We start from the raw sequence: 792 nt of genomic DNA on the forward strand, positions 1-792 counted from the left end.
ATACAGGTCACCGGCGAGGCGGGCCCCGGCGAGGTAGCCGGAGCGCGAGACGAACACGGTCACCGCGAGCGACACCGCGGCGGCCAGCAGCACCGGCCCGGGGCGCCCGCCGTCTCGGATCGCGAGCGCAAGCCACCAGGCGGCCCCGCACTCGGCGAGGGCGACGAGCACCCAGCCGAGGCCAACCGCGACGATTCGGGCGCGCGCGGCCCGGGGGAGCCGCGGGCGGGAGGGGGCGGGTGCGGTGCTCGGGTTCATCGGAGAACTCCCTCGTCGGAGGCGGTCCGCGGCACGGGAGTGACGCGGCTCAGGTGGTCTGCGCGGGCGACGAGCCGCGGGTCGTGCGTCACCGCGAGCACCGTGCGGCCGCCCTCGTGCGCGAGCCGGGCGAGCTCAGCCCACACCCGATCCGCCGTCGGCTCGTCGAGCGCGCTCGTCGGTTCATCCGCGAGGATCACCCGGGCCGGGGTCAGGAAGGCGCGCGCGATGGCCAGCCGCTGGCGCTCGCCGCCGGAGAGCACGCTCGCGTTCGCGTCGAGCGGGGTGGCGAGTTGGGCGCGGTCGAGGGCGGCCCGGCAGGACTCCGGCGAGGCCTCGGGGCGGGCGAGCCGCAGGTTTTCGAGGACGGTGCCGGGCAGCGGTGCCGCGCCCTGGGGGATCAGGAACACCGCATCGGCTCGCCCGCGCTCGCTGAGCGCGGTCACCGGGACCCCGCCGATCTGTGCCGAGCCCGCGGTGGGCGGCTCCCACCCGGCGAGGACGCGCAGCAGGGAGCTCTTGCCGGCTCCGCTC

At 77.4% G+C, this 792-nt stretch carries 1 protein-coding gene and 1 pseudogene; both read right to left on the reverse strand.

Features of this window, described 5'->3' with window-relative positions:
- Window positions 1–258 (reverse strand): annotated as a pseudogene (locus tag OOT08_RS17100) (hypothetical protein); the annotation flags it as partial.
- The coding region (locus OOT08_RS17105; RefSeq protein ID WP_325094051.1) for an ATP-binding cassette domain-containing protein at window positions 255–792 on the reverse strand (538 nt) is incomplete at its 5' end. The gene OOT08_RS17105 and the pseudogene OOT08_RS17100, both read right to left, overlap by 4 nt.

The organism is Leucobacter sp. M11, assembly GCF_035726885.1.
Classification (GTDB): domain Bacteria; phylum Actinomycetota; class Actinomycetes; order Actinomycetales; family Microbacteriaceae; genus JAPFRB01.